This is a genomic window from Streptomyces sp. CNS606 (genome assembly GCF_000426325.1).
The window spans coordinates 864,681-878,004 of the sequence record NZ_KE384521.1 but is presented as its reverse complement, the minus strand read 5'-3'; the positions used below and the strand labels follow the sequence as shown (position 1 = coordinate 878,004).

Annotated in this window: 13 protein-coding genes and 1 pseudogene; 4 read left to right on the top strand and 10 right to left on the bottom strand. The window is 72.8% G+C overall.

Going from position 1 to position 13,324, the window contains the following annotated elements; translation table 11 throughout:
- Positions 1-37: 37 nt before the first annotated feature.
- The 4 genes from K304_RS31135 to K304_RS31130 all read right to left on the bottom strand — a co-directional run bounded on the left by K304_RS31135 (position 38) and on the right by K304_RS31130 (position 3,844).
- Positions 38-1,291, bottom strand: a complete 1,254-nt coding sequence (locus tag K304_RS31135) for an MFS transporter (protein ID WP_037791580.1) — start codon at positions 1,289-1,291, stop codon at positions 38-40.
- Positions 1,292-1,435: 144 nt separating this feature from the next.
- The gene (locus tag K304_RS0124660) at positions 1,436-2,269 is read right to left on the bottom strand and encodes an inositol monophosphatase family protein (RefSeq protein WP_027765885.1); all 834 of its coding nucleotides are present in this window, start codon (positions 2,267-2,269) and stop codon (positions 1,436-1,438) included.
- A gap of 82 nt (positions 2,270-2,351) precedes the next feature.
- Positions 2,352-2,747 (bottom strand): hypothetical protein, encoded by a 396-nt coding sequence (locus K304_RS0124655; protein ID WP_027765884.1) that lies wholly within the window; start codon positions 2,745-2,747, stop codon positions 2,352-2,354.
- A gap of 782 nt (positions 2,748-3,529) precedes the next feature.
- On the bottom strand, positions 3,530-3,844 hold the full coding sequence (locus K304_RS31130; protein WP_037791577.1) for a hypothetical protein: 315 nt from the start codon (positions 3,842-3,844) through the stop codon (positions 3,530-3,532).
- A 109-nt stretch (positions 3,845-3,953) separates the two neighbouring features.
- Here K304_RS31130 and K304_RS0124640 point away from each other — a divergent pair, with 109 nt between their 5' ends.
- Entirely contained in the window at positions 3,954-4,781 is an 828-nt protein-coding gene (locus K304_RS0124640; RefSeq protein WP_027765883.1) for a Scr1 family TA system antitoxin-like transcriptional regulator, read from the top strand.
- Positions 4,778-4,984: a DUF397 domain-containing protein gene (locus K304_RS0124635; RefSeq protein WP_027765882.1), complete on the top strand. Its 207-nt coding sequence runs from the start codon at positions 4,778-4,780 to the stop codon at positions 4,982-4,984. Before K304_RS0124640 ends, K304_RS0124635 begins: the two co-directional genes overlap by 4 nt.
- A 321-nt stretch (positions 4,985-5,305) precedes the next feature.
- On the opposite strand, the gene K304_RS31125 is transcribed toward K304_RS0124635, so the two are convergent.
- Positions 5,306-6,418, bottom strand: a complete 1,113-nt coding sequence (locus tag K304_RS31125) for a nitric oxide synthase oxygenase (RefSeq protein ID WP_486591793.1) — start codon at positions 6,416-6,418, stop codon at positions 5,306-5,308.
- A 365-nt stretch (positions 6,419-6,783) separates the two neighbouring features.
- Here K304_RS31125 and K304_RS33160 point away from each other — a divergent pair.
- Positions 6,784-6,888, top strand: a pseudogene (locus K304_RS33160) (DUF397 domain-containing protein); the annotation flags it as partial.
- Between the two features lie 33 nt (positions 6,889-6,921).
- Here K304_RS33160 and K304_RS0124620 read toward each other — a convergent pair.
- From K304_RS0124620 to K304_RS31115, 4 genes are all read right to left on the bottom strand, one after another.
- A complete protein-coding gene (locus K304_RS0124620; protein WP_027765881.1) occupies positions 6,922-7,920 on the bottom strand; it encodes a helix-turn-helix domain-containing protein in 999 nt (332 codons plus the stop codon).
- Between the two features lie 176 nt (positions 7,921-8,096).
- On the bottom strand, positions 8,097-8,981 hold the full coding sequence (locus K304_RS0124615; protein WP_027765880.1) for an SDR family oxidoreductase: 885 nt from the start codon (positions 8,979-8,981) through the stop codon (positions 8,097-8,099).
- Positions 8,978-10,009 (bottom strand): alpha/beta fold hydrolase, encoded by a 1,032-nt coding sequence (locus tag K304_RS31120; RefSeq protein WP_051308785.1) that lies wholly within the window; start codon positions 10,007-10,009, stop codon positions 8,978-8,980. Before K304_RS31120 ends, K304_RS0124615 begins: the two co-directional genes overlap by 4 nt.
- Positions 10,006-11,592, bottom strand: a complete 1,587-nt coding sequence (locus K304_RS31115; protein WP_051308784.1) for a flavin-containing monooxygenase — start codon at positions 11,590-11,592, stop codon at positions 10,006-10,008. The genes K304_RS31120 and K304_RS31115 overlap by 4 nt, the downstream gene beginning before the upstream one ends.
- A gap of 235 nt (positions 11,593-11,827) precedes the next feature.
- On the opposite strand from K304_RS31115, the gene K304_RS31110 reads away from it, so the two are divergent.
- Positions 11,828-12,661 carry a MerR family transcriptional regulator gene (locus K304_RS31110; RefSeq protein WP_199779668.1) on the top strand — a complete coding sequence of 278 codons (834 nt, stop codon included), beginning with the start codon at positions 11,828-11,830 and terminating at the stop codon, positions 12,659-12,661.
- 39 nt (positions 12,662-12,700) lie between these two features.
- Here the strand turns inward: K304_RS31110 and K304_RS0124595 are convergent, their stop codons facing one another.
- Positions 12,701-13,303, bottom strand: a complete 603-nt coding sequence (locus K304_RS0124595) for a dihydrofolate reductase family protein (protein ID WP_027765879.1) — start codon at positions 13,301-13,303, stop codon at positions 12,701-12,703.
- Positions 13,304-13,324 lie beyond the last annotated feature (21 nt).

Sequence of the window (13,324 nt, the reverse complement as noted above, 5' to 3'; positions counted from 1 at the left end):
GTCCCGGCGCGCTGAAGATTCCGGCGCGTGGTCCCGGTTACGTCCCGTGGCGCGCTCCCGACCGGACGGCCCGCGCGGCGGTGGCCGGCGCGAGCACCGCCGCGACGAGCATGAGCAGCAGGACCGGGACCATCGCGGCGCGCAACCCGTGGTGTTCACCGAGGAAACCGAGCGCCGGTGGCCCCGCCAGCAGCGCGACGTAGCCGATCCTCGAGGTCAGGGCCACGCGGCCGGTGGTGTCCGGGCCGGACTCGCCCGCCGCGGAGAGGGCCAGCGGGAAGCCCAGAGAGGTGCCGAGCCCCCAGAGCAGCACCGCGCAGCCGGCTGCCGCCGGGGAGTCGACGAAGGACACGAGAGCGATACCGACGGACGTGAGCAGCGCACCCCCGCCGAGCACCGCGGGCCGGCCGACCCGGGCCACCACGGGTCCTCCGGCGAAACGGCCGACCGCCATCGCGGCGGCGAACCCGGCGTACACGAGTGATCCCGGACCGGTGGGCATGCCGTGGCCGTCGACCATGAGCAGCGGCAACCAGTCGGTGGCGGCCCCCTCGGCCAGCGCCATGCCGAGCACCACCCCGCCGATCATCAGCAGCCGCAGATCGCGGTACAGCCGGCGTTCCCTGACCTCTCCCGGGCTGACGAAGGCCTTGTTGGCACCCGCACCGGCACCGGCCGGCCCGGCGTCCACGGCCCGGGTGCGACCGATACCGGGACGCAACCCCGGCACCGCGCAGGCGAACAGTACGACCACGACCACCAGCGCGACCGCCATGTGCCAGGGCACCGGGACGCCCGCCGCAGCACCGGCCACTCCGAAGCCGGCCCCGGCCACCGTGCCGAGGCTGTAGCAGCCGTGGATGGCCGGCAGGACGGGCCGGCCCAGCTCGCGCTCCACGACGGAGCCGTCGACGTTGCTGGCGACCTCCGAGAGCCCGACACCGGCACCGAGGAGCAGCAGGCCGAAGGCCACCGTCGGCGCGGAGGACATCTCCGTGCCCAGGGCCGTTGTCGCCACACTCGCGGACGCGAGACCCATGCCGGCGACGATGACGGGACGGGTCGAGAACCGCGCCACCAGGGCGGCGGCCACCAGGATGCCGAGCATCGAGCCGATCGACATGCCGAAGAGCACGAGGCCCATCTCGGCGGTGGAGGCACCGAGCCGGTCACGGACGTCCGGGGTCCGGGTCACCCAGGTGGCGAGCGACAGACCGGGGATCGCGAAGCACAACCGCAGCGCCGCACGGTGACGGCGAACCGGCGAGAGATCCGGAGGGGTGGGCTCCATGCGGGGCGGGCTCCGAGGCGGGCGGCGGTGACCCACGTACTCTAAGCCGCCCGTTTTCGGCGTTTCCTTCGAGGGAGGCCCTCGGCGCGACGGCCGCCCCTCAGCCGCCGGTGCGCTCCGGCGTGGCAGCCGGGGCGGGGCGCGTCAGCGATCGCCCCGCAGCACGCCCAGCACCCGCCGGAGCGACGCCTCGTCGCGCGCCGCCGCGAGGGGCAGGGCGTTGCCGCCGGTGAGCCGGAACGGCTCCCCCGCCAGGGTCGCTCCAGCGCCTCCGGCCTCCCGGACCAGCAGCAGACCGGCCGCGTGGTCCCAGGGGTTCTCCCAGGCGAACGCCACGGCGTCCGCCACGCCGGAGGCCACGTCCAGGTAGGCGCACCCCGCCGAGGTGATGGGGCGCGTCTCGAACCCGGGCGACCGCAGCCGCAGCAGAGCCTCCTTCTGCGCCTCGTCGGAGTAGACGTAGTAGGAGGTCGCCACTCCCAGCACGGCACCCGGCGCGGGCGTCCCCGCCCGCAGCTCGCGCCCGTCCAGCCGGGCGCCCGCGCCCCGGCGGGCGACGGCCATCCGGTCCCGCGCGGGCAGGTACGTCCAGGACGCGACGACCTCGCCGCCCTGCACCAGGGCGACGAGCACGCAGAAGCCCTCCTCGCCGTGCACGAACGCGCGCGTGCCGTCGAGCGGGTCCACGATCCACACGGGACCCTCCCCGTGCAGCAGGTCGAGCACCGAGCGGTCGGCGTCCACCGCCTCCTCGCCCACCACCGCGGACCCGGGCAGCAACCCCGTCAGGGATTCCGTCAAGCGCTCCTCGGCCCGCCGGTCGGCGACGGTGACGAGGTCCAGCGGCCCGGACTTCCTTGCGACGTCGCCCCCGGCCAGCAGCCGGAAACGCGCCATGATCTCCTCGTCCGCGACCTCGCGCACCACCGACTCGACCGCGCGCAGGACGCTTCCGGAACACAGGAGTTCATCAGGCATCCCGGCAGAAGACCACACCACCCGCACGGGGCGCAGCACTTCGACCGACGTTCCGGTGAGCCCCCGGGTAAGCCCCTGGTGTTCAGACGCACCGCGCCTGCCGCGCCGCGAGGAACCGTGCGAAACCCGCCCCGACGGGCGCCGGCTCCCGTTCCGCTTCGGCCTTCGTACGGCACTCGGCGCACAGCGTCTCGCCCGCCGCAGGGCGGAACAGGCGCGGCTGCGTGTGGACCCCGGCGCACTCCCGCATCCCGGCCACGCGCGGCTGCGGCGGAGCCGCCGCCGGCGCCTCCGCGAGCCGATCGGGCTGGGGCACGTCCGGCAGCGCGTGCTCCAGCCGCCACTTGAGCACGCCGAGCGGCGACCGTACGTCCGCCAGCCCCTGCGTGAGCGCCTGCCGGATGCGCAGGGGCGACAGGCCGCTCTCCAGCCAGGGCGCCACCAGCGGCGCCCAGCGCCGCGCCGTCCGCGCGGGCATCGCCAGCCTCGGCTGCTCCCGCCCCAGCGACCGCAGCAACTCCTCGCCCTCGCACGGGGTGGGTGGTCTTCCATCCCCGTCTTCTTCTCCGGTGGACCGCCGACGGCCCGACCGGTCGGCTCACCGACCGCCGGATTCCCGGCACCCGGCCGCACCAGCCGTGCCGCGTCCGGGACCGACGTACGTCCGTCCCGTACGGCGGCTGCCTCCTCGGCGGTCAGCACGGTGTTGGAGACCAGCTGCACGGTCGCGAACCGCCCCTGCTCCACCTGCACCCGCCACTCGTGGAGATAGCCCTCCGCCAGCAGCACGCGCTTCGCGCGCTGGAAGGCGGTCTTCCTGATCCCGGCCTTCCGCGCCGTCTCGCTCAAGCACTCACGGTTTCCGGGCGGGAGCGACAACTGCCAGAGAAGCAGGTTCTTCGCGTCCGACGACAGGCGCGGACAGCGGATGATCCCGTTCGGGATCTGCGCGAACGAGCGCGCCAGGGAGATAACATGCCGGAGCATTCCGGGACTCCTTCTGTAAGTCCTACGGGGTGTAGGGCCTCGTCCGGTGTTGGCCCACCGGGCGGGGACCGCCCCGTTTCCGTCACGAGGCAACCCATTCAGCGGCAGACTACACCTCGTGTGACCATCCCACGACATTCCGTCACCCTCGGCGAAGCTCACCCCCTCACTCGGGCGCGCCCAGCACCGCCAACGTCACCACCGCCCCGATCGCCGCCGACACCCCCACCAGGAACAGCACCCCCGCGAACCGCCCCACGGCCCGCACCGCGTTCACAGCCGCTCCCCGCGCGACCGCGCGTTCGCCTCCCGCACGGCCGCGTGCATCGCTCCCTCCGACACCACCTCGGCCAGCCGCAACGCCACATCGGGCCGCACGTTCCCCAACTCCACCAGCGGCGCCGTCGCCAGCCGCCCGCACACGCACCCGTCCGCCTGAAGGTCCGGCAACGTGATCCGCGCCGCGTGCAGCGCCAGCCGCAACGCCCGCACCGCGTCGTCCGGATCCACCCGCTCCCCCACCGCGTCCTCCCGCGCACCCCGCACCGCCCGCATCGCCAACTGCGACGCGCCTTCTTCGAACCTCATCGCCCTTACCTCCACTTCGTGACAACCCGTCACAGAGTGAACGCACAAGGGTAGGGTCGGTAAGTGCCCTCGTCTTTAACGTCCGAGACTTCAAGAGCGGTGGAGCACGATGCCCGGCAAGGAACTCGACCACACCACCAGCCCTGCCGCGTTCTTCGGCGCAGAAGTACGAGTGCGGCGCACCGAACGGCATTGGAGTCAGCGGGAACTGGGCGCGAAGGCGAACATCAGCCCCTCCCGCATCGCTCAGATCGAGCTGGCATCCATCCCCGCCACCCGTCACAACGCCACAGCGCTCGATGTGGCGTTGGAATCGTCGGGATTCTTCGCGCGGCTGCACGAACTGATGGACAGCGACCCCGTGTACCCCGACTGGGTGCAGCGGTACATCTCCCTCGAGGCTGTGGCGACAGCCATCAGCGGATACGCCCCCATGGTCGTTCCGGGGCTCCTCCAAACCGAGGCGTACGCCCGTGCGGTACTTCGCGCAGGTCGTCCTCGCGATCAGCTGGAAGAGATCGAAGCCCGTGTCCAAGCACGGTTGCGAAGGCAGGAGATCCTGTCACGCAGCCAGCCACCTGCCCTGTGGTTCGTCCTTGAACAAGAGCTCTTCAAGAGGCCGGTTGGCGGGCGACAGGTCATGGAAGAGCAACTCCGGCATCTGGCCGCGCTGTCCGAAGACCCCGCGTTCGTCATCCAGGTACTGCCACCAGAAGTGGGCGCACATGCCGCCCTCGGCGGCACGCTGACACTGCTGAGCCTCGCCGACAGGCCGGGAGTCGTTTACGTCGAAGGCCCCTTCAACGGCCAGCTCTTCGAGGAACCGAACCAAGTCACCGAGTGCGCCGTGGCCTACTCTTTTCTCCAGTCGACAGCCCTGAACCGCGAAGAGTCAGCGGCCCTGATCCGCGCCGCGATCGAGGAGATGCCAGCATGAGCACCCGCCCCGAGCCAGAACCCCTGACCTGGCACGTGTCCAGCTTCAGCAACGGCCAGGGCGGCGAGTGCGTTGAGGTCGCCGACGGCCACCCCACCCACATCCCCGTCCGCGACTCCAAGTCCCCCGCCACGGGCACCCTCCTCTTCCCCGCCCCCGCCTGGCAGGCGTTCCTCACCACCCTCCGCCGACAGACCGTGTGACACCGATGACGACGTTCCGCTTGGTGCTGGCGACGGGAACCGGCGCACGAGGAGATTGAGCAGGGGTAACCACGGCGAGGCGAGTTCAGATCAGCACCTCGGACACCATCTGTGACGCCCGTCTGGAACGTGAACATGATCCGCGACGGGGAGCAAGAACCTCGGGGAGCCGTCGGGTTCATCGACGCGGTGTCCGGCGAACTGGTGGAGCGCCGCTCCTGAGGACCGTCGCCCTACCGACCGGCCGGATCTCTGGTTCGGCTGCCACACCCACCTTCCTCTCCGTCCAGGTGGCGAGAACGGTGACTGAGGTCGAGGGGATCAGTGCCCGAAGGGGCACTCGCCTCGGCTGCGGGCGCGCGCGGAGGGGTCGAGGTAGAAGTTCGGCCGGAGATCGCCCTCGTCGTAGTAGCGGTGGAAGACGGGGGTGACGCCGCCGGAGAGCGGCGGGACGATCCAGCTCCAGTCGGTGGGGACCGTGCGTCCCTGGCGCTCCTCCTTGGCGAGATGGGTCAGGAAGCGCTGGGACTCCGTGTGGTGGTCGGTGATCTTCACCCCGGCGGCCTCGAAGGAGTGCAGCACCGCGACGTTGATCTCGACGAGCGCCCGGTCCTTCCACAGGGAGGACTCCTTGCGGGTGTCCAGACCCATCTCCCGCGCGACGACGGGCAGCAGGTCGTACCGGTCGGCGTCGACGAAGTTGCGGGCCCCGATCTCGGTGCCCATGTACCAGCCGTTGAAGGGAGCGAGACCGTAGTCCACTCCGCCGACCCGCATCCGCATGTGGGAGATGGCCGGCACCGCGTACCACCGCAGGCCGAGTCGGGCGAACCACGGATAGTCGGGGTGCGAGAGCGGTATCTCCAGCACCACCTCGCGCGGCACGTCGAACATCTGGGGCTTGTCGTCGGGTGTGTCGATGACCAGCGGCAGCAGGTCGTGCGCGGTGCCCTGCGGCTGCCAGCCCATACGGCGCAGCTGTTCGGTGAACGCGGTGTAGCCCGGGTCCCCGTCGACGCCCCCGTCCCAACGGCGGTGGCCCGCGTAGCGCACAAGCTGGTCGTTCCACACGCGCGGCCCCGGCCGGCCAGGGGCGTCCGGGGCGAATACGGAGATCACGGGGCGCACGCGGCCGCCGTTGGCCGCCAGGCGCAGGTGCTCGCACAGCTCGGCGAAAATGTGATCCGGTGCCGTGACGTGGCGCAGGTCGCGGACCTGGAGACTGTTCCAGTAGAGGCGACCTATGCAGCGGGCCGAGTTGCGCCAGGCGACGCGCGCGCCGAAGGCCAGCTCCTCGAAGGTGTGGGCGTAGGTGCCGGTGCTCTCCACCTCCGCGCGGATCTGGTAGAGCCTGCGGGCGAACGTCACGGGCTGGTCGGGCTGCTCGGTGTAGAAGAGGCGGAGGAAGTCCTCGGCCTCCGCCCGGTCCACCACTCCCGCCCCCTCGGGCCCGGTGTGTGGGGCCGTCCCGGCCTGTCCGCCGCCGGGATTCGCGGGCCGGTCGCCGTGGCCACCGCCCGCGAAGCCGCCTCCGTGGAAGCCGCCTTCGGCATGCCCCCAGGAGGCGGGCGCAGCCGCGGCCGGGGGAGCCTCCCACCCGGAGGGAAGGCGCTGCGCGGGAAAGCCTCTGAAAGGGGGGTCGGCGTGCATGCTGCTCCTCGCGGACGGATCTCGGCTCCCGCCCCGCCGGTGGCCGACGGAAGCGTGCCGCACCACGCTAACGGCTGGCCCGCGGCCTCCAAGGCCCCGACCGCGATTGGGTCGCGGCCGGGCACGCGGAAGTCCGGAAACATCCGCCGGTGTCCGAGGAAGCACCGGCGGAACGGACCGCCGGCGGCGACGCCAACTGCGTCGAGATCGCCACCGGCCACCCCACCCACATCCCCGTCCGCGACTCCAAGTCCCCCACCACGGGCACCCGGCCGGCCCCCGGGCGGCTACGGCTTGACCCAGCCCCTGCCCGCCGCCAGGACGCCCGCCTCGAAGCGGCTGCGGGCCCCCAGGCGCTGCATCAGCTCCGCGGTGATGCGCCGGGTGGTGCGCACGGACACCCCGAGCTGCCGTGCGACGGCCTCGTCGGTCATCCCCTCGGTGAGCAGGTCGAGCACGGCCCGCTCCTGGGGGGTCGGCGGATCGCCGTCCCGGCCTCCGCCGCGCGTACGGGGCAGGGTGAACGGGCGGGCCTGCCGCCACGTCTGGTCGAAGAGCCCCAGCAGCGCCGCGACCGCGCCGGTGCCGTGCAGCACGAGGGCACCCCGGTCGGCCGCCGCCGGGTCGACCGGCACCAGCGCCGTGGCCCGGTCGTAGAGCAGCATCGGCGTCGGCAGCCGCGGCACGGTACGTGCCAGGCCGCCCCGTTCGCCCAGCCACGCCACGTACTCCCGGACGTCGGGGCGGTTGCGGCAACCGTCGAGGAAGACGTACCGCAGCCGTACGCCGCGCTCCAGGGCCGCCGCGTCCAGCGGCCGGGCCGCCGCGAGGTACCGCTCCTGCTGCTCGCCGCCGGTGACGAAGGCCGCGATCTCGGTGACGCACGTCCCGGCCAGGCACTCGATCCGGGACTGGATGCGGTCCGGGGAGGTGAGCTTCTGCACCTCGGTGGCGGTGTGGGGGCCGCCGGTGGCGCGGAGGTCCGCGAGCATGCGGTGCACGGCGACTCTGCTGATGCTGATCTGCCGCTGGTGCTCCAGGAGTTCGGCCTCCTGGTTCATCAGCAGGGAGGTGAGCCCGATCTCCGGGTCGACGGCCCGTCCCGCGCCGCCGTCCGGTGACGGACGGACGAGGGCCAGGGCGGCCAGCCGGTCCAGCGCCACCAGGACGCGTCCGTCGGCCCAGCCCAGCTGCTCCGCGAGGCCCGCCGGGCCCTTGCCCCGACCGCCGAGCATCGCGCGGTAGACCGTCTCCTCGTCGGGTCCGAGGCCCAGCTGACCCAGCATGCGTCACTCCCCCGGGGCGGCGGCCTTCGAGCCGCCGCGGCCCAACCCCTCGGTGCGGAGGGGGCGTTGTGGGCCCACACCTTACTGGAAGGCGCCGTTCCCGCCCGGCCTCGCGAACGCCTCGCCGCCCCCTGCCTGTGGCCCCACCCGAAGGCGGGGCCACAGGCACGAGCAAGTCAGGACGAGGTGCGGGCGGTCTCGTCGGCCTGCCCGCCCGCGCCGACGAGACCGCGATGCGTGCCGCCCGCCGCGAGGCGCGGCTCGAAGCGGCGCATCTCCCGGCGCCCGACGGTCCCGATGAGGCCGGGCAGGTAGCCCCGGATGCTCTGCATGCCGCGCAGCCACCACTGCGCGTAGACATGCGCGGAGCGGCGTTCAATGCCCGCCACGATGCGGTCGACGGCCGGGCCCAGGGGGTAGGTCTTGTTGGACGGCCACGGCAGCCGCTGCCGCAACTCACGCATCACGTCGTCCTCGTCGGCGCCGCGCACCATGTCGGTGTCGGTCCAGCTCAGGTAGCCGACGCCGACGCGTACGCCCTTGTGGCCGACCTCGGCGCGCAGCGCGTGCGCGAACGCCTCGACGCCCGACTTGGACGCGCAGTACGCCGTCATCATCGGCGCCGGGGTGAGGGCGGCCAGCGAGGCGACCTGGAGGAAGTAGCCGCGGGACGCCGCGAGCAGCGGCAGGAAGGCGCGGCCGGTGACGGCGCCGCCGATGAGGTTGACCTCGATGACGCGCCGCCAGGCGTCCGGGTCGGAGTCCATGAACGGGCCGCCGGCGGCGACGCCCGCGTTGGCGACGGTGACGTCGACCTTGCCGAAGCGCTCCGCCACCTCGCCGGCGACCCGGGCCATGGCGACGTGGTCGGTGACGTCGGCCTCCCACCAGTCGGAGTCGACGTCCAGGGACTCGCTGACCTTCTTGAGCTCGTCCGGTTCGAGGCCGATCAGGGCGAGCCGGGCGCCGCGGGCGGCGAGTTTGCGGGCCAGCAGGGCGCCGATGCCCCGGGCGGCCCCGGTGACGACGACGACCTGGCCCTCCATGCTCCTGCGGCTCATGCGCTCTCCTCCTCGATCTGCTGCTGCGGCGGGGCAGGGGTGTTCGCGGTCCCGGGCGCGGTCTCGGCTGCGGTCTCGGCGGCCGGGCGCGGGCCGGGGACACGGGCGGACGGTTCGCCGGGCGCGACCGGCGCGAGGTGGTCGCGTACCAGGGCGGCGAGGACGCCGGCCACCGCGTCCGGGTCCTCGACCGGTGTCATGTGGCCGCGGCCCGGCAGCTCGGTGAGCCCGGTGCACTGCGGCAGGGCGGCGGCGATGCGGCGGCCGTGCACGGGCGGGGTGAGGCGGTCGGCGCCGCCGGAGACGACGGCGGTCGGCACGTTCAGCCGGGCGAGGTCCGCCTCGACGTCGAGGGTGTCCAGCACGTGCGACCAGGCCGCGCGCACGGCGCGGGGGCAGGCGTGCACGAGTCGGGCGCACGCCTCGACCTGCTCGGGTGTCGAAGCGGCGCCCATGGTGCCGTACTTGACGAGTCTGCGGGAGACCGGCGTGACCGGGCCGAGCGGGGCACCGGTGCCGAGCAGCCTGCGGTGCAGGAAGGTGCGGAGGCGTCCCGCCCGGAGCGGCAGCACCCGGGACTCGGCCACCAGCCGCGACGGGCCGGTGTTGCACAGCAGCACGGCGGCCGCGCACGCCCCGAGCCGGGCGCGGCCGGCGGCGGCCATGAGCGTCATGGCGCCCATGGAGTGACCGCCGACGACGGCCCGTTCGCCGGGGCCGAGAACGGTGTCGAGCACCGCGCACAGGTCGTCGGCGAGCGTCCCGGTGCTGTACGCGGACGGGTCGGCGGGCGCCGAACGGCCGTGGCCGCGCTGGTCGTAGACGACGACGCGGTGGCCGTCGGCCGTGAGCGACCGGACGACGGGCGCCCAAAAGGCGGTGCTGCACGTCCAGCCGTGGGCGAGGACGACCGCGGGGCCGTCGGCCGGGCCGTGCTCCTCGACGTGCAGGACCGCGCCGTCCGCGGAGGTCGCCCGCAGGGTGCGCCGGGGAGCCGGAGGCGCGTACGGGAGGGCAGCGGCGGTCACGAGGCCTCCTTCAGGGCGACGTCGGCTGCCTCGGCCGCAGCGGGCTCGGCAGGCTCGGCGGCCTCCGCGACCGCGCCGGCCTCTGCGGGCTCCGCGACGGGCGGCCGGACGCGCAGCACCTCGTACTCGTTGAGGTCGAGCCGCCGCGTCACCTTGCGGAACTCGCCCGTGGTGCCCGGCCAGACGGTGGTGTTGCGGCCGTTGGCGTCCAGGTACCAGCTGTCGCAGCCGCCGGTGTTCCAGACCGTGCGCTTCATCCGGTCCTGGATGTGCCGGTTCCAGGCGTGCACGGCGGAAGGCCGGGCGTCCAGGGCGACCTTGCCGCCGAGGGTGTCGAGCTGCCGGAGGTAGTCGACCATGTAGTTCAGCTGGGCCTCGATGATGAGGATCATCGAGCTGTTGCCGAGACCGGTGTTGGGGCCGATGACGGTCATGAAGTTGGGGAAGCCGGCGGCCGACGCGCCGCGCAGGGCCTCCATGCCGCCGGTCCACTCCTCCGCGAGGGTGGTGCCGTTCGCGCCCTTGATGCGCTGGGCGATGGGCATGTCGGTGACGTGGAAGCCGGTGCCGAAGACGACGGCGTCGGCCTCGGTCTCGGTGCCGTCGGAGGCGACCAGGGTGTTGCCGCGCACCTCCTTCAGCCCGGCCGGCACCACGTCGACGTTGGGCTGGGCGAGGGCCGGATACCAGCTGTTGGACAGCAGGATGCGCTTGCAGCCGATCCGGTAGTCCGGGGTCAGCAGGCGCCGCGTCTCCGGGTCCTTGATCGCTTTCTTCATGTGCCCGGCGGCGAGTTTCTCGATCAACCCGAGCCGGCTGGGGTGCTTGGTGAATGCGCCGACCTGCAGCTCGCGGACGAACCACAGCAGTTGCCGACGGGCCGCGCGGGTGGCGGGGAGCTTGGTGTGCAGCCACCGCTCCGGACCGCTGATCTCCCGGTCCATGCGCGGCATCACCCAGGGGGCCGTGCGCTGGAAGACGGTGACGCGGTCGACGGTGGGCTGGATCGCCGGAACGATCTGGATCGCCGAGGCGCCGGTGCCGATCATGGCGACGCGTTTGCCGCGCAGGTCGTAGTCGTGGTCCCACTGCGCGGAGTGGAAGACCTTGCCCTCGAAGCCGTCGAGGCCGGGGATGTCGGGGATCTTGGGGTCGGAGAGCGGGCCGGTGGCGGAGACCACGAAGTCCGCGGTGAGGGTCCCCCGGGAGGTCTCGACGACCCAGTGCAGCGCGTCGGTGTCCCACGTCATCTGCTCCACCTCGTGCCGGAAGCGGATGTGGGGGCGAAGTCCGAAGGTGTCGGTGACGCGTTCCAGGTACGCGCGGATGTGCTGCTGGCCGGAGAAGTTGCGCGGCCACTCCGGGTTGGGCGCGAAGGAGAAGGAGTAGAGGTGGGACGGCACGTCGCAGGCGCATCCCGGGTAGCTGTTGTCGCGCCACGTCCCGCCGACCGCGTCGCGGCGCTCCAGGACCACGAAGTCCGTGATCCCGGCGCGGCGGAGGCGTACGGCCGCCCCCAGGCCACCGAATCCGGATCCGATCACCGCCACCCGTACGTGCTCGTGCTCGCGCTCGGCTGCCATCGCGCCGCCTCCTACCGGTCTGTCGGCCACAGCTGAAGCTGTCCCTGCCGCGACTGATTCACTCATTCGAGACAGTGCCAGTAATCACTGGCACTGTCCGGGAGAGTAGAGCAGTTCCGTACTGATGGGTAGGGGGTGCGGGCAGAAAAGTTACCGGCGGTTACGCATGCGATGCCGAGCCCTCCGGCACGCGCGCACGGGGTGGCGGCGACCGGGCCCGGCATAGGGTGGGCGCGTGGGGAACCCAGAGCACCGGGCGGCACCCCCGCACCCGGAGGTGCCGCCGGACGAGAAGCACGAGTACCGGGCGGCCGACCTCGCCCGCGCCGCCGGAATCACCCAGCGCACCCTGCGCTTCTACCGCGAGCGCCGGCTGCTGCCGCCGCCCCGGCGCGAAGGCCGCATCGCCTGGTACGACGAACACCACCTCGCGCGCCTGCGCACCATCGCCACGCTCCTCGCCCGCGGCCACACCCTCGGCGGCATCGCCGACCTCATCGACGCCTTCGAGCAGGGCCGCACCAGCAGCTCCACCGCCCGACTCCTCGGCATGGACTCGCTGTTGACCAGCACCTTCTCCGACGAGACGCCGGTACGCCTCACCCCGGAGGACCTGGCCGACCACTTCGGCAGCGACGTCACCGCCGAAGACCTGGCGGCCTCCCTGGAGATCGGCTACGTCTCCGTCGAGGGCGACGAGATCGTGCACGTCAGCCGCCGCCTGCTGGACGCCTCCGCCGCACTCGTGCGCGAAGGTGTGCCGCTGTCGGCCGTGCTGGCCGCCGGGCGCCGGCTGCGCGAGGAGGTCGACGCCGTCTCCGAGGTGTTCAGCGAGATGCTGCGGCGCTACATCCTCCCCGGCGACCTCACCGCCGCCGACGCCGAACGCGTCACGCTCACCCTGGCGCGGCTGAGCCCCATCGCCAAACAGGTCGTCGAAGCCGAACTGGGCCTCGCCCTGGACCGCCGCGTCCGCGCCGAGGCGGAGACGTGGTTCGCCGCCGCCGGACAGCGGCAGGACGGCCCGGCGGAAGACGCACCGGCCCGGGACGGGACGTCCGGGGCATGACGGCCGACGGCGCGACGGGAGGACCCCGGGACCGGCTTGTCAGGAGGCCGAGGACGCCCGGTCGTACGTGAGGAACACGGCGCCGCTCCTCAGCACCGTGTGGTCCGTCAACTCCCAGGTGCGCGGGTCGAATCCGGTCGACGCACCGAACAGCGGGATGCCGGTGCCGAGAGTGAGCGGGCCGAGCTTGACGATCAGCCTGTCGATCTCCCGGTAGAGCGCGCCCGCGATTTCACCGCCTCCGACCAGCCAGATGTCCTTGCCCGGCTCCTGCTTCAGCTCCCGCACCCGCGCGACCGGGTCGGTGGCCACCAGCTCGACCGCCGGGTCGGGGCTCTCGGTCAGCGTCCGGGAGAACACCAGATGCCGCAGGTGGGGGAAGGCATCGGTGACACCGGCCTTCAGGCCGACCTCGTACGCCCGCCGGCCCTCCAGCACCGTGTCGAAGTGCGTGCCCTCGGTGGTGACGCCGAGCGCGGCGCGCGCCGCACCGGGCAGGATCTCCGGCAGCTCCGCGACGAGGTGCGCGACGTAGTCCTCCGGGATCGGCCAGAAGCCGTCCGGGCCCGTCGGATCGGCACCGTCCGGGCCCGCAACGAAACCGTCCAGCGAGGACGCGACGCAGTACACGAGCTTGCGCAAACGGGACTCCTTGGTGAGTCG

Coding starts and splice junctions, on each gene's coding strand:
- K304_RS31115 (WP_051308784.1), bottom strand. CDS start 11,592: ATGGCAGCCGAGCGCGAGCACGAGCACGTACGGGTGGCGGTGATCGGA.
- K304_RS0124655 (WP_027765884.1), bottom strand. CDS start 2,747: ATGCCCGCGCGGACGGCGCGGCGCTGGGCGCCGCTGGTGGCGCCCTGG.
- K304_RS0124620 (WP_027765881.1), bottom strand. CDS start 7,920: ATGCTGGGTCAGCTGGGCCTCGGACCCGACGAGGAGACGGTCTACCGC.
- K304_RS0124635 (WP_027765882.1), top strand. CDS start 4,778: ATGAGCACCCGCCCCGAGCCAGAACCCCTGACCTGGCACGTGTCCAGC.
- K304_RS31130 (WP_037791577.1), bottom strand. CDS start 3,844: ATGAGGTTCGAAGAAGGCGCGTCGCAGTTGGCGATGCGGGCGGTGCGG.
- K304_RS0124615 (WP_027765880.1), bottom strand. CDS start 8,981: ATGAGCCGCAGGAGCATGGAGGGCCAGGTCGTCGTCGTCACCGGGGCC.
- K304_RS31135 (WP_037791580.1), bottom strand. CDS start 1,291: ATGGAGCCCACCCCTCCGGATCTCTCGCCGGTTCGCCGTCACCGTGCG.
- K304_RS0124640 (WP_027765883.1), top strand. CDS start 3,954: ATGCCCGGCAAGGAACTCGACCACACCACCAGCCCTGCCGCGTTCTTC.
- K304_RS0124660 (WP_027765885.1), bottom strand. CDS start 2,269: ATGCCTGATGAACTCCTGTGTTCCGGAAGCGTCCTGCGCGCGGTCGAG.